16 protein-coding genes are annotated in these 20258 nt (G+C 63.9%); 3 read left to right on the forward strand and 13 right to left on the reverse strand.

Features of this window, described 5'->3' with window-relative positions; genetic code table 11:
* Positions 1 to 50: 50 nt before the first annotated feature.
* From PI93_RS00685 to PI93_RS00700, 4 genes are all read right to left on the reverse strand, one after another.
* Positions 51 to 659, reverse strand: coding sequence for a mobile mystery protein B (locus tag PI93_RS00685; RefSeq protein WP_236105689.1), 609 nt, complete (start codon positions 657 to 659; stop codon positions 51 to 53).
* Positions 638 to 1099, reverse strand: a complete 462-nt coding sequence (locus tag PI93_RS00690; protein WP_039375017.1) for a mobile mystery protein A — start codon at positions 1097 to 1099, stop codon at positions 638 to 640. The genes PI93_RS00685 and PI93_RS00690 overlap by 22 nt, the downstream gene beginning before the upstream one ends.
* 349 nt (positions 1100 to 1448) lie before the next feature.
* Positions 1449 to 2861, reverse strand: a complete 1413-nt coding sequence (locus PI93_RS00695) for a TAXI family TRAP transporter solute-binding subunit (protein ID WP_052241075.1) — start codon at positions 2859 to 2861, stop codon at positions 1449 to 1451.
* A 100-nt stretch (positions 2862 to 2961) separates the two neighbouring features.
* Positions 2962 to 3882 carry a LysR family transcriptional regulator gene (locus PI93_RS00700; protein WP_039375019.1) on the reverse strand — a complete coding sequence of 307 codons (921 nt, stop codon included), beginning with the start codon at positions 3880 to 3882 and terminating at the stop codon, positions 2962 to 2964.
* 276 nt (positions 3883 to 4158) lie between these two features.
* Here PI93_RS00700 and PI93_RS00705 point away from each other — a divergent pair, with 276 nt between their 5' ends.
* Positions 4159 to 5349, forward strand: coding sequence for a M20 aminoacylase family protein (locus PI93_RS00705; RefSeq protein WP_039375020.1), 1191 nt, complete (start codon positions 4159 to 4161; stop codon positions 5347 to 5349).
* Positions 5346 to 6656 (forward strand): MFS transporter, encoded by a 1311-nt coding sequence (locus PI93_RS00710; protein ID WP_201278418.1) that lies wholly within the window; start codon positions 5346 to 5348, stop codon positions 6654 to 6656. The genes PI93_RS00705 and PI93_RS00710 overlap by 4 nt, the downstream gene beginning before the upstream one ends.
* Positions 6657 to 6732: 76 nt before the next feature.
* Here PI93_RS00710 and PI93_RS00715 read toward each other — a convergent pair whose 3' ends face one another.
* The 7 genes from PI93_RS00715 to PI93_RS00745 form a co-directional block, all read right to left on the reverse strand.
* Positions 6733 to 8235 (reverse strand): M81 family metallopeptidase, encoded by a 1503-nt coding sequence (locus PI93_RS00715; RefSeq protein ID WP_039375022.1) that lies wholly within the window; start codon positions 8233 to 8235, stop codon positions 6733 to 6735.
* Positions 8232 to 9494 carry a Zn-dependent hydrolase gene (locus PI93_RS00720; protein WP_039375024.1) on the reverse strand — a complete coding sequence of 421 codons (1263 nt, stop codon included), beginning with the start codon at positions 9492 to 9494 and terminating at the stop codon, positions 8232 to 8234. Before PI93_RS00720 ends, PI93_RS00715 begins: the two co-directional genes overlap by 4 nt.
* A 116-nt stretch (positions 9495 to 9610) precedes the next feature.
* A complete protein-coding gene (locus PI93_RS00725; protein WP_039375026.1) occupies positions 9611 to 10312 on the reverse strand; it encodes an ABC transporter ATP-binding protein in 702 nt (233 codons plus the stop codon).
* Positions 10309 to 11085, reverse strand: coding sequence for an ABC transporter ATP-binding protein (locus PI93_RS00730; RefSeq protein WP_039375028.1), 777 nt, complete (start codon positions 11083 to 11085; stop codon positions 10309 to 10311). Before PI93_RS00730 ends, PI93_RS00725 begins: the two co-directional genes overlap by 4 nt.
* Positions 11082 to 12071 (reverse strand): branched-chain amino acid ABC transporter permease, encoded by a 990-nt coding sequence (locus tag PI93_RS00735; RefSeq protein ID WP_039375029.1) that lies wholly within the window; start codon positions 12069 to 12071, stop codon positions 11082 to 11084. Before PI93_RS00735 ends, PI93_RS00730 begins: the two co-directional genes overlap by 4 nt.
* Positions 12071 to 12928 carry a branched-chain amino acid ABC transporter permease gene (locus PI93_RS00740; protein ID WP_039375071.1) on the reverse strand — a complete coding sequence of 286 codons (858 nt, stop codon included), beginning with the start codon at positions 12926 to 12928 and terminating at the stop codon, positions 12071 to 12073. The genes PI93_RS00735 and PI93_RS00740 overlap by 1 nt, the downstream gene beginning before the upstream one ends.
* A 140-nt stretch (positions 12929 to 13068) precedes the next feature.
* Entirely contained in the window at positions 13069 to 14274 is a 1206-nt protein-coding gene (locus tag PI93_RS00745) for an ABC transporter substrate-binding protein (RefSeq protein ID WP_039375030.1), read from the reverse strand.
* 246 nt (positions 14275 to 14520) lie between these two features.
* Between PI93_RS00745 and PI93_RS00750 the strand changes: the two genes are divergently transcribed.
* Positions 14521 to 15618 (forward strand): FCD domain-containing protein, encoded by a 1098-nt coding sequence (locus PI93_RS00750; protein ID WP_407945341.1) that lies wholly within the window; start codon positions 14521 to 14523, stop codon positions 15616 to 15618.
* Between the two features lie 49 nt (positions 15619 to 15667).
* On the opposite strand, the gene PI93_RS00755 is transcribed toward PI93_RS00750, so the two are convergent.
* On the reverse strand, positions 15668 to 16237 hold the full coding sequence (locus PI93_RS00755) for a molybdopterin-dependent oxidoreductase (protein ID WP_052241077.1): 570 nt from the start codon (positions 16235 to 16237) through the stop codon (positions 15668 to 15670).
* A gap of 134 nt (positions 16238 to 16371) precedes the next feature.
* Positions 16372 to 20133, reverse strand: a complete 3762-nt coding sequence (locus PI93_RS00760) for a BTAD domain-containing putative transcriptional regulator (RefSeq protein WP_039375031.1) — start codon at positions 20131 to 20133, stop codon at positions 16372 to 16374.
* Positions 20134 to 20258 lie beyond the last annotated feature (125 nt).

The raw sequence follows: 20258 nt of genomic DNA on the forward strand, positions 1-20258 counted from the left end.
TTGATTTTCTACCAGCGAACGCGTTCGTTAATGAAACTCGCTCGTTAAACTTATGCGGTGCTGCGAACGAAGGCGAGCAACAGCGTGTAGTCACCGCTATCGGCAGCGCGCAGCGCGGTTAAATATCGCGCGCGAGCGTTGTCGGCTTCGACGAGGTTGCCCCCACCGCCCCACGTGAATGGAGAGGCTTTCATCTCTCGCAAAAGCGCATCAGCCATCATTCGCGAGTGTCGACCATTTCCATTGGGAAACGGGTGAATCCAGACCAACTCACGATGAAATCGGGTCGCGATTTCATCCGGTGGGAAGACCTCGTTTTCGACCCAGTAGCGCACGTTGTCGAAAAGGTCGCGCAGCCTGACGCTCACCTGTGTCCAATCGCATCCGATGTTTTTATCGGACTTTCGGAATGTACCGGCCCAAGCCCACGTTTTATCGAACATCTTCTTGTGCAGTGTGCGGCAGAAATCTTCACTGAGCACCTCCAGCTTGCGGGCACTGCGAAGCCAGGTCACTGCCGCGAGGATGTTCTCCTGCTCCCAGTCGTTAAGCTCACTCTTCGTGGCCAAGTGCGTTGGTTTTAATCCAGCAACTTCGTCGGGATCGAGAGGTGTTTGCCCCTCTTGCTCGTCAAAATTTATCGCCATAGTGCTGACCATCGACCGCGAAGCAACTCTTGTGCGCGTTGGTCAACCTGTTGGCGAAGGCGTTCAGTTGTCGGGCGTTGGTCTTCCAAACTCATGGTGTGTGCTACGCCGCCGACTTCCTGCAGTGCGATGGCGTGCGCCCGCTCTATGACCACTTGCGTGAGTGGCCTGCGGGGTACCAGGGCATACACGAGCTCACAGTCCAATCCTTCTGCCAGCTTGCGCAGTTGCCCTAGCGTGATTCGTTCATCCGCTTCCGCTTGCTCGGACTTATGCAGTGTCGGCGCAGAGATGCCTAGGCGCTCGGCCTGTTGCCGCTCTGTCAGGCCTAGTGATTCTCGAATGAGCTTCAACCAGCCCCGAGGTGGCGCCCGGCGCTTCGTCAATTCGGCATACGCTTCGGTCGATTTCTGAACTTGTTCGAGCCGGAGTTGATTCATCCTTGCATTCATTTGCTTGCCTACGAGCTAACAAAAAACAAAAATATAGTAGCCTATGGGCAAGCAAGATGCAAATAATTGCTAGCTTATGTGCTATCAGAATAATTTCATTTGATACCCTATAAGCTACTGAAAAGGGAAGAAAGCGGACCCCGAGCGACGTGCGAACCGCTGACGGGTGAAAAGTTGCCCCATTCCACCACCTCGGCACTGAGCCGATTTCCACGGCATTCCGGATAGCCAATTTCACAGTGAGCCGGCTTTCAGCAGCAGGCCCAGGACTGCCAGCAGTTTGCGCCGTGCCGATTCATAAGAAAAGCTGGTACTGGTTATGAATTGCATAAGCAGTACTTTGAGATGCTCACGCGCCGCGCACGCCTTCTTCGCCGGTGGCTCCTGCGCCAGACGCCACGTCACCGGTGGCATTCGACTCGGCATTCATGGCGTCGAGGCGCTGGCGCACGAAGCCGATGTGCTCGCGCAGCACGTAAAACTGATCGGCGTAGGCCAGTGGAATCTTCAGGCGGTTCACGGCGGCTTCGATGGCATCGAGCCGGTGGCGCAGGCTACGGTATTCGGTGTGCGCATCGTCGGCTAGCGCTTCGCGTTCCAACGCGATCAGCGCGCCGTACCAGCGGTACAACCGCGATTTCACGCGCCAGCTATACAGCGACGGCACCAGCCGGAAGGCCGGAATCAACACCACGATGATCGGCACCAGCAGCACAACGATGCGGTCGGCGAGGCTCGCAATCCAGAACGGCAAATGTCGGTACAGGAAGCCCTTGCCTGACTGGTAGTAACGCGCGGCGTCGTCGGAAATCGGGAATTCGTGCACCTGTGCCGACGGGAATTCGCCGGCGCGTTGCAACACATTGGCCTTGCCGTGCACCTCCTTCGCAGCTTCGATCAGCAGGTCAGAGAGCGCCGGATGCAGGCTGTCGCGCGCCACAAGCTCAACCGTCGGGCTGATGACGTGTACAGGATGTGCCGGGAGGTTGCGTCCGAGGTCGAAGACGCCGCGCGGCAACGTGAGCTGATTCAGATAGGTGAAGCGACGCGTGTACGCATCGGCCTGCGCGAAGTCCATCAGATGCACGCCGGGGGTGCGGATCAATTTGCCCATGGTCGGGCCGGTGGCGGTGTCGCCGGTGAGCATGGCGGCGTCGACACGGCCGTCGGTCAGCGCCTGCGCTGCCTCTTGCCCGTCGTAAGCGGTGAGGGTCGTCGAGCCGCCCGGCTCGATGCCGTTGGCCTTGAGCAGCGTGAGCGACAACGCACGGGCACCACTGCCTTCGCGACCGATGGCAATGCGCTTGCCCGTCAGGTCCGACAGTTTGGTCACGCGCTCGCCGCGATAGAACACGGAGATCGGCGCGTAGAAGACACTGCCAAGCGAGACGAGGCCATCGACATCGAGGCCTTGCGAAACACCGCCCTGCACCAGCCCGAGGTCGACGTTCTGCTTCTCGTCGGCGAGCCGCTCGACGTTCTGGCGCGAGCCTTCGGAGGGGAGCACGTTGAGCGTGATGCCGTCGCGCGCGAGGATAGTCTTGTAGCGTTGCGCGGCGTTCCAGAAGGAACTGCCTTCCGGCCCGGCACTGAGGGTCACGGTGCGCGGCGGCGCCGGCTTCACCAGCCATACGGCGAGCCAGATGGCCGCAATCGAGACGAGCACGACAGGGCCGAAAGACACGGCGAGATCGCGCCAGGAGATCGCGACGAAGCGCGCACGGAGTCGCCGGTGGGCGGGTTGGTTCGAGTCGGTCGTCATCTAACAGGCAGGAATATCCAACACCCGGCCGATCATACGCCATCTGCGGCATCGCGCTTCAGCATTCCGCCTTGGCGTCACGTTCCGCGGTGTGGCCGGATCAGCGGTGGGCAAGACTTTGCGCGAGTTGTTTCCAGAGGTGATCGGCGGCAGGCGACAGACGCCGTCCCACGCGCGTCATCATCTGGCTGGAGAAACCCGTCGCAATCGGATGGTCGATGGGCACGGCAACCAACTCGCCGAGTTCGATGCCACGCCGCGCGGTGATTGCCGACATGAAAGCTACGCCGAGGCCGGCCGCCGCGAGCGTCTGCGCAGTGTTGAACAGATCGACGCGATAGGCAGGAATCACGTTCAGACGCGCAGTGTCGAGCACCGAGTGCACGAAGTGCTGTACGCCGTGCGCCTCGGTCATGAAGATGAGCCGCTCGTGCGCCAGTTCCGAGGGCGGCACGCTCGGCATCTTGGCGAAGCGGTGTGTGGGCGCGACCACCGCGCACAATGCCTTTGCTGCGAACGGATGAATACGCATCGCGGGATCGTCTGCCGAGCGTGCGCACAATCCGATATCGACGACATCGTCACGCACGAGCGAGAGCACCACGGGGGTAGGGCCGGAGCGAATCTCGACGAGGATGTCCGGATAGCTCATCGAAAAGCGCTGCAAGGCCTGCGCGATCAGCCGGCCGATGAAACCCTCTCCCACGCCGATGGCGACCCTGCCGCGCTTCAGATGCCGGTATTCCTCCAGCCGTGCCGACAGATCGCGCTGACGACGCTGGCCGTCGCGGTAATAGTCGATGAGCACCTGTCCGATCTCGGTCACGCTGACGTTGCGTCCGCGCCGCTCGATCAGCGGAAAACGCAAACGCCGCTCCAGCGCCGCGATCTGTCGGCTGACCACGGACGGATTCACGCCCAGTGCTTCGGCAGCCATGCGCACACCGCCTGTCGAGGCAATTTCGGCGAGATATTTGAGCGGGCGCTCGCCAATGTCGTCCATCCACGACTCGTTTGTCATGTTCGTTTCACTGTTGGGGCTCGAATGCGTTCGAGAGATGACGTCGACCTGACCAGGGCATGGCGCCGGTGACTGCCGCGGGGGCTCGGAAAGTGGCCGGAAAACTCATCAAGTCTTTGAATCAACGCTGGTTTTTTTCATCGATACCGACATCCTGAGGGCGTCGTGCCGCCATCGATTGTTGACTTCAGAGCAACATTTTGACGTGGTTTGCGTCATGGGTCGAGATTTTCGTCGGTGCAATACTCCGCGTTATTCAAAAGAGAGGAGCCCCCGATGAGCGAGATTCGCTATTGCGAAGTCGGCGATCTGGCCGATGCCCGCGAGCAATTGGCCGACATTCGTCACCATATCCACCAACACCCCGAGTTGTCCTACGAGGAAGTCGACACGTCGCGTTACGTGGCGGAGAAACTCGAAAGCTGGGGCTATCAGGTCACGCGTAACGTCGGGGGGCACGGCGTGGTGGCCTCGCTCACCGTGGGCACGAGTGGTCGTACCGTGGGCGTGCGCGCCGACATGGATGCGCTGCCGATTCACGAACAGACCGGCCTCGCTTATGCCAGCGTGCACGACGGCAAGATGCACGCCTGCGGCCACGACGGCCACACGACCGTGTTGCTGGGCGCCGCGCAACATCTCGCGAAGACGCGCAATTTCGACGGCACCGTCCATCTGATTTTCCAGCCGGCGGAAGAAGCCGGTTCGAACAGCGGCGCCGAGCAAATGATTGCTGACGGACTGTTCGAGCGTTTCCCGTGCGAAGCGATCTTCGGCCTGCACAATCATCCGGGCGTGGCCACGGGCACCTTCGGTTTCCGTGCCGGCCCGCTGATGGCCGCGTGCGACACCGTCAAGATCCGCATTCACGGGCGTGGCGGTCATGCGGCCCGCCCGCACCTCGCCATCGATCCGGTGGTGATCGGCAGCAGTCTCGTGATGGCGCTGCAAACGGTGGTCGCTCGTAACATCGACCCGACCGAAGCGGCCGTGGTCACGGTCGGCACGTTCCACGCCGGTTTTGCGCCGAACGTGATTCCCGAAGACGCGACGATGGAGATGAGCGTGCGCTCGTTCTCCCCGAAGGTGCGCGCCACGCTCGAAGAACGCATCCGCGCGCTGGTGAAGTCGCATACGGAAGGCTACGGCGCGAGCGCCGACATCGAGTACATCCGGGGCTATCCGGTGCTCGTGAACAGCGAGGCGGAGACGGAATTCGCGCGCAGCGTGGCGCAAGAACTGGTTGGCGCCGAGCACATCATCTCGCCGTTCCCGCCGATCGCGGGCAGCGAAGACTTCGCCTACTACCTGCAGAAGGTGCCGGGCTGCTTCATTCGTCTGGGTAACGGCGAAGGCAAGCCCATGCTGCACAACGCCAAGTACGACTTCAACGACGACAATCTGACCATCGGGGCCGCCTTCTGGACGCGTCTGGTCGAACGCTTTCTGAGCAAGGATCGCGCATGAGCATCGCAACGCAATCGTTTCCGGCTGACGGCGCGCAGCCGGTGCCAATGAGTCCATCGCAGCAGCGCAAGATCGTTTTCGCCGCGGTCATCGGTAACCTGCTGGAGTTCTTCGACTTCACGGTCTACAGCTATTTTGCTCTGACCATCGGCAAGCAGTTCTTCCCGGCGGACGATCCCATCACGTCGTCGTTGCTGGCGTTCGCCGTGTTCGCGGTGGGCTTCGTGATGCGTCCGCTCGGCGGTATCGTGATCGGCCGCTATGCCGACCGTGCCGGCCGCAAACCGGCGCTCACCCTGACCATCGGTCTGATGGCGCTCGGCTCGGTAGCCATCGGTCTTGCGCCGACCTACGCGCAGATCGGTCTGGCGGCGCCGTTGCTGATCGTCGCCGCCCGGTTGCTGCAAGGCTTCGCGCAAGGCGGCGAGTTTGGCGCGGCAACGGCCACTCTGCTGGAAATGGGCGGCGCGAAGAGCCGAGGTTTTCGTGCCAGTTGGCAGTTGGCGAGTCAGGGCGCAGCCGCCCTGCTCGGCTCGGGTCTGGCGGCAAGCCTCGGCTTCCTGCTCTCGGACGACACCATGCATAGCTGGGGCTGGCGCATCCCGTTCCTGCTGGGGACGTTGATCGCGCCGGTCGGGATCTACCTGCGCCGTCACATTCAGGAAGAGCCGCCGAAGCCGAAGACCGTGGCCGGTCGCGACGATCCCAAGCGTGGCCTGTACGTACGTAACTGGTTCCTCACGATCTTCTCGATCATGGGCATGTCGGTTTCGACTTACGTGATGATGTATTACATGCCGACCTACTGCATCCAGTACCTGGGTCTGCCGCCGAAGATGTCGATGCTCGCGGGCGTTGCCGCCAGCACGATCTCGCTGGTGATGTGCCCGATTTATGGCGCATGGTCGGACAAGATGGGGCGTCGCAAGCCGCTCACGATCATCGGCCGTGTGGGCCTCATCGTGCTGCTGTACCCGGCGTTCTGGATCATGACGCACTTCCCGTCGCTGCCGGTGGTACTCGCTGCGCTGATCGTGCTGATGCTTTGTTACACGATGGGTTCGGCGCCGGCGTATGCGCTGATGCCGGAGAACTTTCCGAAGCATCTGCGCGCGGGCTACATGTCGAGCGCATATGCCATTGCCGTGTCGGTGTTCGGCGGTACGGCGCAGCTCGTTGCCGGCTGGCTGATTCGTGTGACCGGCAACAAGATGGCGCCGGCCTGGTACATGATCGTCTGCGTGATCATCTCGCTCATCGCCGTGTCGATGTTCGAAGAGACCGGCAACAAGGCGCTCGACGACTAAGCACCGACCGAAGTTTGACGATGCCGCAAAGGCGACGACGGATGCCGTCGTCGCCTTTTTCGTTCGGTGCCCGCCCTTATGAACGCCCGAACGTTGCGCTGATATCGAGCGGATACACCGGACGATTCACGCGCGAGAACGGAAACAGCGCGTAGTTCGAACTCGTCACACCATCGCTGTCGCACTCCACCAGCCCCGCCGAAATCGGCACGAACACCGGTCGGCAGTACATGCGCGACTTGAGCAGCAGGAAGCGTTCGCTGCGCGGATCGAGGCCAACGCAGGTGAACACCCCGTGGTCCCACGGTTCGTGCGTGCGCTCTGTCACCACAATGCGCGCCGCGCCGATATCGAACAGCACGGTGCGTCCCATGTAGCAGCGTTGACCGGTGTACGTCGGTCCGGTGACGACATACTCGCCGTCGCTGATCTTGCGCACGATACCGGTGAGCACCGGCGGCGTCTTGGTGATGCCCAACTGTGTCAGCGCACGTTTGTTGCCGAGGGCGAGCGTGACCTCGGCGCCCTCGCCTGCGGCGATCAGCGTCGCTACGGCCTGCGGATCGCACAACGGCCCGACGCCAATCCCCGTCAGCCCGCCCGCGAGCGCCGCTTCGAGCACATCCATCGTGTCGCAGGTGCCGCCTGACATGCAGTTATCGCTGTGATCGAGCAGCAGCACCGGTTTGTCGGCGCCTTCGGCCAACTGTTTCGCTTCGGCAATCGACTCGGCCAGCGGTGCGCTGCGATAAACGAAGCCGTCGCGCTCGTCCCACACCTGTGCGGCAATGCGATCCGCAACGGCCTGCGCGCGTGCCACCCCCGCATCACTGCTATCCGCCGTCACCACAACGCTGATGCACGGGGCCGGAATGTCGGCGAGCGAGAAGCCGGAGAATACCGACACTGCTGGAATGCCCTCCTCGGCCTCCGCGCGACGGGCCGCATCCAGGGCGCGTTTCATCGCACCGCCATGACTGGTACTGCGCAGCGAGTGCACCATCAACGGTGGTTGTTGCCACACCACCCTGGGCTGTCGTTTGCCCGCCAGCATCTCGAATAGCAGACGCCCCGCGTGCTCGCCCGTTTCGTACATGTCGACGTGCGGATACGTCTTGAAGCCCACGACAATATCGGCGTTGTTCACGATCTTCGGCGTGACGTTCGCATGCAGATCGAGCGCCACGGCAATCGGCGTGCCGGGTGCGGCAGCGCGCACGCGCTCAAGCAGATCGCCTTCGCCGTCGTCGCTGTTCTCGGCGACCATCGCACCGTGCAGATCGAGCAGGATGGCATCGACGCCGCTCGCTGCTGCCACGATCCGGCGGCACAGTTCGTCATAGGCGCTCGCGGCCACCGGTCCGCTCGGGTTGGCCCCGGCCGACACAGGTGTCACCACCTCGGCGCCGGCGGCTTCTGCCAGATCGAGGAACGCGGCCATCGCCGTGCGCATGCCCTTGTTGTCGCGATAGGCGGCCTCGTCATACGTCGGCCCATGATTGCCGAACGCTTCGAGCGGCGTGGGCACCGGCGAGAACGTGTTCGTCTCGTGATTCATCCGCGCGATCATGACTTTCATGCGGCACCTCCTGCGCGTTGCAGCATGGCTTGCAGCAGCACGTTGCAACCGGCTTCGAGGTGCGCCGGATCGGCGTCTTCGATTTCGTTGTGGCTGATGCCATCCTTGCACGGCACGAAGATCATGGCTGTGGGCGCCACGCGGGCGAGATACACCGCGTCGTGCCCTGCGCCGCTGATGGCATCCATCGACGACAGGCCCAGCGCTTTCGCGCCATCGCGGATCGCCTCGACGAGTTCCGACGCGAAAGGCTGCGGCGGGAAGTACACGACCTGCTCGATGGCGACGTCGATGCCCTTCGTGCTCAACGCCGTGCACTCGGCGCGGAGCTTCGCGTTCAGGGCGTCGAGCGTCGCGTCGTCGGCGGCGCGCAGATCCACGGAGAGTTTGACGCGCCCGGGAATGACGTTGCGCGAGTTCGGGTAGTTGTCGATCCAGCCGACCGTGCCACGCGCATGCGGTGCGTGTTCGCATGCGATGCGGTTCACCGCCTGAATCAACTGCGCGGCGGCAAGCAGCGCGTCGCGGCGCAATTCCATCGGCGTGGGGCCGGCATGCGCTTCCATGCCGGTGATGGTGACGTCGTACCAGCGTTGGCCAAGTGCGCCCTGCACCACACCGATGGTTTTCCCGTGGGCTTCGAGCACCGGGCCTTGTTCGATGTGCGCTTCGAAATACGCGCCGACAGCCCCCGGGCGCCCAAGCGCCGACTCGGTACCGGCGTAGCCGATGCTGCGCAATGCCTCGGCGACGCTCACCCCGTCGTGGTCCTTTTGCGTGAGCGCGTGATCCAGCGTGAAGGCGCCGGCATAGACGCCCGAGCCCATCATCACGGGCACGAAGCGCGACCCCTCTTCGTTGGTCCACACGGCGACTTCGAGCGGCGCTTCGGTCACGATCCCGTTGTCGTTCAGCGTGCGCAGCACTTCCAGTCCGGCGAGCACGCCGTAGTTGCCGTCGAACTTGCCGCCGGTCGGCTGGGTGTCGATGTGGCTGCCGGTCATGACGGGGGGCAGCGTGTCGTTACGGCCGGCGCGGCGCGCGAAGACGTTGCCGATGGCGTCGATGCGCACGGTACAGCCGATTTCCTTCGCCCACGCGACGAACAGATCGCGACCCTGGCGGTCGAGATCGGTCAGCGCAAGGCGACAGACGCCGCCCTTCGCGGTCGCGCCGATTTGCGCGAGGTGCATGAGGCTGTCCCACAGGCGCGCGCCGTCGATGCGCACTGCGGCAGCCGGTTGATCGAGACGTTCCATGTTCACAAGTCCTTCAGGGCATGCGCCGCGCGGTTCACGCTGACGCAGGCGTTGGCAGAATGGCGCGCTCGCCTAACGGCCTGGCGACGCGCGTCGGAGAGTGAGAGCGGCGTGGCTCACGCCACGCCCACGCCGAGATACCGGTCCTTGACGACCTCGTCGGCGAGAAACGCGGCATTGTCCGCGCCGTACACGATCACGCCTTGCTCGACGATGTAGTGCCGGTCGGCGAGCTGCGTGCAGACTTCCAGATTCTGTTCGACGAGCAGGATGGCGACGCCGGCCTGCTTGATGAGTTTCAGTTGCGCCACGATCTCTTCGACGATCACCGGTGCGAGGCCTTCGACCGGCTCGTCAAGCATGAGCAGGCGCGGGTGATTCATCAGCGCGCGGCCGATCGCGAGCATCTGTTGCTCGCCGCCGGACAGTTGTGCACCCCCGTTCTTGCGGCGTTCCTGAAGGCGCGGAAAGATGCGGTAAATGTCGGCAAGCTGCCACGGCGAATCGCGTCGCGCGCCGAGTTTGAGATTCTCTTCGACGGTGAGCAATTTGAAGATGCCGCGATGCTCGGGCACGAAACACACGCCCTTCGCTGCGATGCGGTGCGCGGGCTGCCCGGCGATGGGCTTGCCCAGAAACGAAATGCTGCCCGCCTTGGGCGTGACTACGCCGGCAATGGTCTTGAGCGTGGTCGACTTGCCCGCGCCATTGCGACCCAGCAGCGTGACGAGTTCGCCATCGCCGACGCTCATCGTCACGCCTTGCAGGATGTGGCTCTTGCCGTAATAGCTGTGAATGCCTGCGACGTCGAGAATCATGCGCGGCCTCCGGTAATCATGTTGCCGAGATAGGCGGCGCGTACACGGTCGTCGGCGCGAATGGCGTCCGGCTTGCCTTCGACCAGCACGCGGCCCTGCTGCATGACGGTGATCGTGTCGGAGATGTCCATCACGATGTTCATGTTGTGCTCGATGAGTACAACGGTGTGATCGTCGCGCAGGCCACGGATGAGTTGCTTCATGTCGTCGAGATCGTCGATGCCCATGCCGGACGTCGGTTCGTCGAGAAAGATCGCCTTGGGCCGTGCCGCCAGCGCCATGCCGACTTCGAGGCGGCGTTGCTGCCCGTGCGAGAGCGCGCCCGCCGCAGTGTCGGCATGACGCGTGAGCGCGAGCCGTGTGAGCACATCGTCGACGATGGTGGCGCAGGCGCGTGGACCATCCGCCTTGCGCCAGCACGAGAGTGCGCGGCGCGGTGTCACGCCCAGCGCGGCCAGTCGCAGGTTCTCGCGCACCGACAGGTTCTGGAATAGCGCCGTGACCTGAAACGAGCGGGCGATGCCGCGCTGCACGCGTCGGTAGTCGGCTTCGGTTGTCACGTCGTGACCGTCGAACACGATGCGTCCGCCCGAGACCGGCACCGTGCCGGTCAGCATATGGAACAGCGTGGTTTTGCCCGCGCCGTTCGGACCGATGACGGAGTGCACCGTGCGCGGTGCGACACGCAGATCCACGCCATGCAGCGCGGTGAACTTGCCGTAGCGTTTGACGATGCCGCTCGCTTCTATAAGCACGTTCGGGGCGTCGCTCATGTCGCATCTCCCTGCGTATCCAGTTTGCCGTTGGCATCGCCGCGCTTGCCGGCAATGCGGTACCACAGCGATTCCCCGACGCCCCACAAGCCGCGATGCATGAACAGACTCACGGCGATGAGCAGCAGGCCGAGCAACAGCAGCCAGCGCGGCCAGAGCGTGGAGAGCCAGTCGGCGGCCAGCACATAGAACGCGGCGCCGAGCACCGACGCGAACAGATTGCCCGTGCCGCCGATGACCGTCATCACGAGGATCATCTCGCTCGTGTGGTACTCGATGTTGGACAGCGGTGCAATGCCGGTCATCAACGCATGCAGTGCGCCGGCGAGCGCCGTGACGGCGCCCGAGATGGCGAACGCCACGAGCTTGAACGTCTTCACGTGATAGCCGATGGCGGCGGCCCGCGTCTCGTTGTCGCGAATGGCGAGCAGTGTGCGTCCGAACACGGAATCGGCCACACGCAGCAGCACCGCGAAAACGATCAGGAAGATGACCGCGACGAAGGTGTAGTACTGCCACGGCGTCTCCAGCGGGATCAGCGTCTTGCCGCCGAGCGCGAGCGATTTACGTGGAATGTCGAGCAGCCCGTTGTCGCCGCCGGTCCATTCGGTCGCGGTGTAGGCGAGGAAGTAGAACATCTGTGCGCAGGCCAGCGTGAGCATCACGAAGTAGGTGCCCTTCTGCCGTATCGCAAAACTGCCGACGACCGCTGCGATCACCGCGCCCAGCACGATCGAGATGACGATGGCGAGCGGCATGGGCAACGCGGTGCGCGTGAGCATGATGCCCAGCGTGTAGCTGCCCAGACCGAAGAAGATGCCTTGTCCGAACGAGAGCAGGCCGGTGTAGCCGAGCAGCAGATTGCAGCCGAGCACGGCGAGCGCGTAGACGAGCACTTCGGTCGCGAGCGTGCCCGAAGACAGCGTGACCGGCAGGATCAGTGTGACGGCGGCGGCGAGCAGCCAAAATCGATAACGTACCAGCATCATCCTCTCCCGAGCAGGCCGTGCGGACGCATGAGCAGCACTGCTGCCATCGCCACGTAAATCATCAGTCGTGCGCCTTCCGGCCAGATCGTGCTCATCAGACTCTGCACGATGCCGATGACAAGACCGCCCACGAGTGCACCGGCGAAACTGCCCATGCCGCCGATGACGACCACGACAAAGGCAATGCCCAGCGCCTCGATGCCCATGAACGGTTCAACGCCGCGCACCGGTGCGGCCAGCACACCCGCGAGCGCTGCCGTGCCGGCCCCCAGCGCGAAGGCGAGACTGAACACGCGGAACACGTTGATGCCGAGCAACGACACCATCTCCGACGACTCGCTGCCTGCGCGCACGGCACTGCCCAGACGTGTGCCTTCGAGCAGCCACCAGAGCACGGCGGCGAACACGGCGGTGAATCCGATGAGGAAGAGGCGGTACTTCGGATAGATGAAACTGCCCCACATCACGACGCCGTCGAGCACCTCGGGCACCGCCACGTTGTCGCCCAGCGGGCCCCAGACGATGATGACCAGTTCCTGCACGACCAGCGCGAGGCCGACCGTCACGAGGATATGGAATTCGTGTGCTTTCTCGTAGATGTGCGAGAGCAGCACTTTCTCGGCGACCCACGCGAGCGCGCCCACGACGATGGGACAGATGATCAGCGCGAGCCAGAACGACAGACCCCATTGCAGCGCCTGATAGCAGCAATAGGCACCGAGCAGGTAGAAGGCGCCGTGCGCGAAGTTCACGAAGCGCAACAGGCCGAAGATGATCGACAACCCGACGGCGAGCAGGAAGTACAGCATCCCGATCCCGACGCCATTGATGACTTGCAGCAAATAGACGTTCATGCGCGTCCCGGAGAGCTTGAGTGGACGTGGAGCACCGTGTGCCGTGCAGCCTTCGCTGCGCAGCACTGACGACACATGCGGGGACGGCCAGGCGTCCCCGCGAGCGACACTTCAGACAGCCATAGCGATGCGCGGCTGCGTCAGGCCATCTTGCACTCGGTCTTGTCGAGCGGCAGGAACGATTTCCCGGCACTGACGATATCGGCGTAGTCGTCGGGGTTCTTCATCTTCGACTTGGCCTTGCCCTTGAGCAGGTAGTAATTCTTGAGTACCTGATGGTCGCCCTTGCGAATCTCTTCCGGACCCGTGAGGCCGTCGTACTTCATGCCTTCCATCGCGGCGATGACCGCCTTCGGGTCGGCACTGCCCGCCTTGACCATGGCGTCGAGCATGAGCTTGGTGCAGATGTATGAGCCCGCAAGGCTGTAATTCGGGTTCTGCTTGAAGCGGTCTTGCGTGCGTTTGACGAGGTCGAGGTTCAGCGGCGAGGCCACGGCGTGCCAGTACTGCGCGCCGAAGTACACGCCGTCGCACAGATCGGCGCCGAGCGTTTCGAACTGTTCCAGACCCGACGCCCATGCCATCAGGATAGTGCAGTTCTTCTTCATACCGAAGCTCACCGCCTGACGCAGCGTGTCGGACGATTGCGAACCGAAATTCAGAATCAGCAGGACGTCGGGCTTGGCGGCAGCGGCATTCGTGAGATAGCCGGAGAACTCTTTCTCGGTGAGCGAGTGATAGCTGTTGCCAACGTGCTCGATGCCTTTCTCTTTGAAGATGTTCTTGGCGGCCGTGAGCAGACCGTCGCCAAAGACGTACTGCGGCGTGATCGTGTACCAGCGCTTGGCCTTGGGCATCGATTCGATCAGCGGACGCACCGTTTGCTCGATGGCGCCGAAGGTCGGCACCGACCAGCGGAAGGTGGCGTTGTTGCAGTCCTTGCCCGTGATCTCGTCGGCACCGGCCGTCGTGATGAAGATGCCGCCGGCCTTCTCGGCTTCTTTGCCCATCGCCAACGCTTCGGATGACAGGATGCCGCCAGCAAAGAAGCGCGCGCCTTTCTGTTGCGCGATCTCCTGCACGCGGCGGATGGCCGTGGCGGGTTTACCCTCTGTGTCGAGGGTGGTGTAGGCGAGCGGGCGGCCCAGCACTTTGCCGTATTGCTCGACGATGAGTTTCATGCCGAGATCGGCGAATTTGCCGTTAGCGGCAAACGGGCCCGACATCGGCACCGGACAGGCCAATTGAATGGCGCCGGTGCTTTGCGCGAACACGTCGCGAGCGGAGAATAGGGAGCCAGGCAGAGACGCCGCAGCGGCGAGCTTCAACAGTTCACGACGATTCAATTGGGTCTCCAGGGAAGAGAGCAATCGTTCATGGGGTGCCAACGCGCAGCACGTCATCTGCTGACCGGCCGCGGATAGCAAGACATCGATCTGCGGCAGCGACCTGACGGTGACGAATTGCAACGTCCGGGGCCTTATCCCTATCCGTCATATTTATAATGATAAATAGGATGGATTTGATCGTAGGTATAATGCTTTGGAGTGTCAATCGGAAAAAATTCCGAGGCGGCACAGTCCGAAATTCGTGTGAACAAGACCCTTTTGAGGCGCTACATGGCATTGGATGCGCAACTGGTGCGAGAGCCGTTGGAAATCAAACAGCAAAAGCGCGGCGATCTCGTTGCCGAAGCCATCAAGCGTCTGATCACCGAGGGCAACCTGATGCCCGGCGATCGTCTGCCGCGCGAGGTGGAGTTGCAGCAGATGTTCGGGGTGTCGAAGAGCACCATTCGAGAAGCGCTCAAATCGCTCGAAGTGCAAGGTCTCATCAAGGTGAGTACGGGGCCGTCGGGCGGCGGCATGGTGGTGGAAGTGCCGCTCGAGCGCACGTTCCAGCTCATGCAGAACTACCTCTTCTTCAAGGAAGTGAGCATCGACGACATCTATACGGTGCGTCAGTTGCTTGAGCCGGAGCTTGCCGCAGGGGCGGTGCCACATCTGACGGAAGCCGACTTCGAAGCGCTCGAACACAACATGGCGTGTTGCAGCCCGGCGTCGCATGATCGGCGCGAGTTGCTGCGGCAGCGTCAGGCCGATGTCGACTTTCACGACATTCTCGCGGCCGCCAATCCCAACAGTTTTCTGCGCTTCACCTGCGAACTCGTCAACGAGATGATTCGCCAGTTGATCGTGTTCGGCAACGAAACGCCGCGCCGCGAGCACGAGAAATTCGGCACGGCCAACGTCAATATTCATCGCGAGATTACCGATGCCGCGCGCGCAGGCGACGCGCAGCGTGTGCGTGAACTCATGCAGTTCCACATGCAGGAGGCGCGCACCTATATCAAGCGGATGAACGGGAAGCTGCGCGGCCGTCTGATTCTCGATTCGGATATCGTCGACATGCAGCAGCGCGTGCGTTCGCAGTTGGGCTCGGGTGCACCGCAGATACCGCGTCGCAAGGCAGCCACCGAAGCGGCGTTGCCGCAAGCCGACGTCGCACCGCCGAAGCGCGCGTCGCGCAAGACGGCGGTTCAGGAGAAGGGCGTTGCGAAGGCCGCCGGCAAGACCTCGGCGAAGTCGAAGACGAGCGTGGCGCAGACGCCGGTGAAGCCGGAGACATCGGTGAGGGTCGCGAAAGCTAAGGCGGAGACGCCGCGCAAGCGTCGCGTGGCGGCGAGCTAAGGTGCTTGCACACAACATTCGCTGCGGCGCTTGGCGCTCGCGAAGCGGCTCAGATCGGGTCCGGATCGGCCAGATGGACGGTGAGTCGCTTGAGCGCTCGCACCTGGCGTAGGGCCACGCGCAAGTCGCACGTCGAGATCAGGCCGATGCCTCCTTCGTCGTCGCCCAGCGGGAGCCCGTCGCGCTCATAGACGACGAGCGCGCCCACCCCGACCGGCGTGTTGTACAACTCATGCCACGAGAACATGACGGTGTACCCGTCGGCACCCTGTGCCAGCACGAAGGCCCGTGTGAAATCGCGCGCTTGCGCCAATCGTAGCCGGGCAACGTCGAGCAGGGCGGTCAGCCGCACGCCTTTGTAGTCGATCGCGCTTCGTACCTTCCGGCCAGACAGACAAACGACGTCGAGCGGCCCGGTCAGTTGCGTCGGCAAACGCATCAGCGAGCAGAGATCGAAGGAATGACGACGATTGACGCAGCCGGAGACAACCACTTCACGAGAGACGAGCGGGGCTGGGGCCTCGGGCGCAGGGCTCGCCAGGGCGAGCGGCGCGCTGTTGGCGCTAAGGCGACTGTCCGGCGAAGCGCTGGACGGCATACGCATGGGGTCGATGGGCATGTCGGATGGGTTGGGGGGCACCGGTCGCCTCAATATAGCGGCCGGGCCTTCGGCGGACATACGGGGTGCCTGATAGCGCCTATTTGCGAGGCTTGAACGGGCCTCTCACAGGCAATGGGTGCCGTTGCGCGCCGTCAGCTTCCGTAGCGTGCAGCGCGACGTGCGGGCTGCGGTGCCGGCACGTTGGCAAGCATCTCGCGTGCCTCCTGCACATCGGCGAGCGACTCGCCCCCCTGGAGTGCGTCGAGCGCCGTGCGCAACACCTGCACGAGGTTGTTGTCTGTGGTGGCGTTGCCCTCACCCAGACGCAACAGGCTGAGCGCTGCCCGTAACGTGAGCATCGGCGAGGCTTGCGCTTGCGCGATCTGCAACGCGTGCTCCAGCCACGGACGCACTGCGTCGTCGGGGTGATGACCGGCGCGCAGGAACTCACCCTTCTGGCGCAGGAATTCCGCTTGCCAGTGAGCGTCGTTGCGGCGTGCCGACACATGGGCGCCCCGCTCGGCCGCGTGCAGTCCCAGCGCAATGTCGCCGGTGCCCGCACAGGCTTCCACGAGCAGCCCGAAGAACATGCCTTCGACACCGCCCATGATTTCGCTCAGACGGCCCACGCTGTCGGTGATGCGCTCGAGGCCACTCACGTCGCCGCGAGAGGCGAGCGCCCAGCCGCGAATCGTCTGCCCGGCGAGCGCCCAGAGGGCCACGCCTGCCTCCGTCGCCACTTCGGTCGCTTCGCTTGCCAGTGCCTCGGCTGAAGCGACTTCACGACGCAGGCGCCGCAACATTGCCGCGAACACCAGCGCAAACGAAAAGGAGTAGCGACGACCTTGCTGACGTCCCATCGCCAGGGCTTCCTCGCTCGCGGCGAGCGATTCGTCATGACGTCCGGTGAACCAGTAGGCCCACGAGAGGAACGACAGCCCAGTGATGCGTGCGTCTTCGCCAAGTCCGGTGTCGGCGTGTTCGGGGCGGTAATGCGAGAGACCGGTTTCCAGAGCCGTGACCGCACCGCCAAAGTCGCCATGGCAGCACAGGCTATTGCCCAGCGCGTAATACGCGTGGGCGAGCAGGGGTGCGGCGTCGGCCTGTTCGGCGATCAGGATGAGTTTGCGGGCGAGATCGACGCTGCGGTCGAAGTCGCTCCACGAGCTGGAGCCGAGCCACAGCCCCCAATAGACGGGGAACAGCGCGATGTCGTCGCCCATCGGTTGCGCGAGGGCGAGCGCGGTTTCGAAGTTGTGACGCGCCGGTTCGGAGCCGTAGCCGTGCAACGAGACCAACGGCACGCCGAGCGCCATGCGCAGTTGCAATTCCTGCTGTGCGGTCTGGGCGCTGGAGCCCGTTTGCCGTAGAACGTCGAGTGCGCTCTGGTAGTGTGCGCAGGCTTCGCGGAACGCCTGACGGCCCGTTGCGTATTCGCCCGCGAGACGGTAGTGCTCGATGGCCGCCTCCGGCTCGTCCGCCTGCCGGAAATGCCAGGCAAGCACTTCCGGTTCGGACTGCACAGCCGAGGCGCCTTGCTCGCGCATGGCCAGGGCAATCCGGCGGTGCGCATCCTGACGGCGTTCCTGCGGCTGTGCGTCGTAGGCGGCTTTGTGCAGCAATGCGTGGCGGAAGACATAGCGGCCGTTGTCCTGACGTTGCACGAGGGCGCAGGCAACGAGCGTGTCGAGCGCGCGCTCGACGAGCGCCATCGACCGCCCGCTCGCGACGGCGAGCACGTCGGCCTGAAACTCAGGACCGAGGCAGGACGCGAAGTGAGCCACCGGTTTGGCGCTGCCGGCGGCGTCAATGCGCGCCATCATCAATTCCTGGAGGCTGGCCGGCATCGGCATCGTGCCGACGGGGCCGCGTCCGCCTTGTTGGGCCGCCGTGGCCCGCGCAAGTTCTTGCAGGAACAAGGGAACGCCCTCGGCGAGATGCACGATGCGCTCGCGCATGGCGGCCGGCAGGGCGACGCGCGGCGTGGCCGCCCGCACGATCGAGGCGGCGGCGCCCGCGTCGAGCGGCGCCAGATCGATGCGGCGCAAGCTGGCGGTGTGATGCCACGGCAGCTCGAATTCGGGGCGCGCGCACACGATCAACAGACGACCGGCCGGCGGATTCTCCGCCATGAGCGCGAGCAACTCCTGCGTGGACGGATCGGCCCAGTGGGCGTCGTCCAGCATGAGCACACCCCCGTCGGGCAGCAGCGCGGCGAGCAGGCCAGGGGCTTCGTCGAGCACCGCCTGCTTCCAAGCGTGCGGCACGTTGCCGTCGGCGTGCATGTCGAACAGCGCACGCAGGCGACGATGGGCGAGCAGGGCGGGTTGCGGGAGTTGCGACGCGTCGGCGGCAGATTGCGTGCGCAGCCAGCGGGCAATCGGATGGAAGGGCGTGCCGGCGCCGTCTTGTGCGCAGGCCAGATCGATCACGCGCAGGCCGCCCGTCTCGATGAAGTGACGCACCAGCGCCGACTTGCCGATGCCGGCTTCGCCAATGACCAGTGCGAGCACGCCCTGAGCGGCGCTGGCGTCGCGCATGGCTCCGTGCGCGCAGGCAAGTTCGGCGAGTACGGCATCGCGGCCGAAGAGCATGGCTGCGCGGCGGCGCGACCGGCGCTCCGGCGTCGGATCGGGATTGACACGAAACACCGGGATATCCCGATTCGCATGGCGCTCGCGGACATTGCCGTGGGGGGTCGTCGCGATGGCCACGCCGATCAGGCGTTGCGTGTCCTCGCAGATCACCACTTCGCCGGGCAGCGCCAGATCGGCCAGTTGTGTAGCAGAGCGCGAGACACGTCCGCCCGTGTCGGGACTGTCGTCGGCAACCGAACTGATGACCAGCCCCGTGTGAACGCCCGCGCCGATGCCCACGCGAGCTGTGCTTGCCTGCACGCAGCGCATGGCGGCTTCGACCGCGTGACGGCCGGCGCCTTCCAGCGCGGTCGGATATCCGAAATAGCCGAGCAGGCCACCCGTCGGCGTGCGCATCGTGTAGCCCCACGACTGGCGCAGGATCGTTTCACACTGCACCAGCGGCGGACGCATCATGCCTACGAGTTGATCGGGATCGTCGATGCCGTTGGGCGCGAATTCGATGGCGACGACCGTCAATTGACGACGCTCGGGCCCCGTGGCGCGTTGTTCCATCCGCGCGGGTGGCGTTTCCAGCAACTGCGTGAGCGCCGCGCCGGGCACCTCCCCGAGTTCCTCGCGCAACACGTCGCACAGGCGACGGTATTCGGTTTCGGCCTCGTCGCGTCGCCCGGCGCGCAACAGCAGCGCTAGCAGACAATGCCAGCCCGATTCGTCGAACGGCGCGAGTGCCACGAGTTGCCGTGCGTGAGCGAGTGCCTGATCGAGGTCGCCGAGACGGGCGTAGCCGTCGGCAAGCAGTCGCTCACCGAAGACCCGGCGGCGCTGGTATTCGTCGCGTTGCAGCTCGATCCACTGTTCGAGATCCGGCGTGTCGCGCACCGACAGGCCGTGCAGGAAGGGGCCTTGATAGAGCGCCACGCAGTCGGCCAGATGCTGGAGGTGGGCCGCCAGGTCCAGACCCGTGACGCCATCGAGCGTGCGATTCGCCTGTTCGATCATGCTCGCGAAGACGTGAGCGTCGATCCACAGACCGGTTTCGGGACGCAAACGCACGACCTGACGATCGGACTCGAAGAGTTCGTCGCCGAGGGTGTCGCGCAGGTGGAAGAGCATGCGCTTGAGCTTGTCGCGACCGCCCTGGCCGTCTTCGTCCGGCCAGAACAGGTCGGCGAGCGCGCCGCGCGTGTGATAGCCCGGTTGCAGGGCGAGATAGGCCAGCAACCCGCGCGCCTTCGTGTATTTCACGGCGCAGGCTTGTTTGCCTTGTTCGACCCGCATCGGACCGAGCAGGTAGAGCGATCTGGTGGCTTGCATTGTCCCTGGACGGCGAATAGGCAACGCCGGCGCACACTTTTGCGTGTTGCACCGGTGTCGCGAATTTCATGATGTCGTCGAGCCAGACCGACGTTTCCGGAAGGCAACGAGCGCTGCCGTCGGCG

The organism is Pandoraea fibrosis (genome assembly GCF_000807775.2).
Taxonomy (GTDB): Bacteria; Pseudomonadota; Gammaproteobacteria; order Burkholderiales; family Burkholderiaceae; genus Pandoraea; species Pandoraea fibrosis.

Coding starts and splice junctions, on each gene's coding strand:
- PI93_RS00685 (WP_236105689.1), bottom strand. CDS start 659: ATGGTCAGCACTATGGCGATAAATTTTGACGAGCAAGAGGGGCAAACA.
- PI93_RS00690 (WP_039375017.1), bottom strand. CDS start 1,099: ATGAATGCAAGGATGAATCAACTCCGGCTCGAACAAGTTCAGAAATCG.
- PI93_RS00695 (WP_052241075.1), bottom strand. CDS start 2,861: ATGACGACCGACTCGAACCAACCCGCCCACCGGCGACTCCGTGCGCGC.
- PI93_RS00700 (WP_039375019.1), bottom strand. CDS start 3,882: ATGACAAACGAGTCGTGGATGGACGACATTGGCGAGCGCCCGCTCAAA.
- PI93_RS00705 (WP_039375020.1), top strand. CDS start 4,159: ATGAGCGAGATTCGCTATTGCGAAGTCGGCGATCTGGCCGATGCCCGC.
- PI93_RS00710 (WP_201278418.1), top strand. CDS start 5,346: ATGAGCATCGCAACGCAATCGTTTCCGGCTGACGGCGCGCAGCCGGTG.
- PI93_RS00715 (WP_039375022.1), bottom strand. CDS start 8,235: ATGAAAGTCATGATCGCGCGGATGAATCACGAGACGAACACGTTCTCG.
- PI93_RS00720 (WP_039375024.1), bottom strand. CDS start 9,494: ATGGAACGTCTCGATCAACCGGCTGCCGCAGTGCGCATCGACGGCGCG.
- PI93_RS00725 (WP_039375026.1), bottom strand. CDS start 10,312: ATGATTCTCGACGTCGCAGGCATTCACAGCTATTACGGCAAGAGCCAC.
- PI93_RS00730 (WP_039375028.1), bottom strand. CDS start 11,085: ATGAGCGACGCCCCGAACGTGCTTATAGAAGCGAGCGGCATCGTCAAA.
- PI93_RS00735 (WP_039375029.1), bottom strand. CDS start 12,071: ATGCTGGTACGTTATCGATTTTGGCTGCTCGCCGCCGCCGTCACACTG.
- PI93_RS00740 (WP_039375071.1), bottom strand. CDS start 12,928: ATGAACGTCTATTTGCTGCAAGTCATCAATGGCGTCGGGATCGGGATG.
- PI93_RS00755 (WP_052241077.1), bottom strand. CDS start 16,237: ATGCCCATCGACCCCATGCGTATGCCGTCCAGCGCTTCGCCGGACAGT.
- PI93_RS00760 (WP_039375031.1), bottom strand. CDS start 20,133: ATGCAAGCCACCAGATCGCTCTACCTGCTCGGTCCGATGCGGGTCGAA.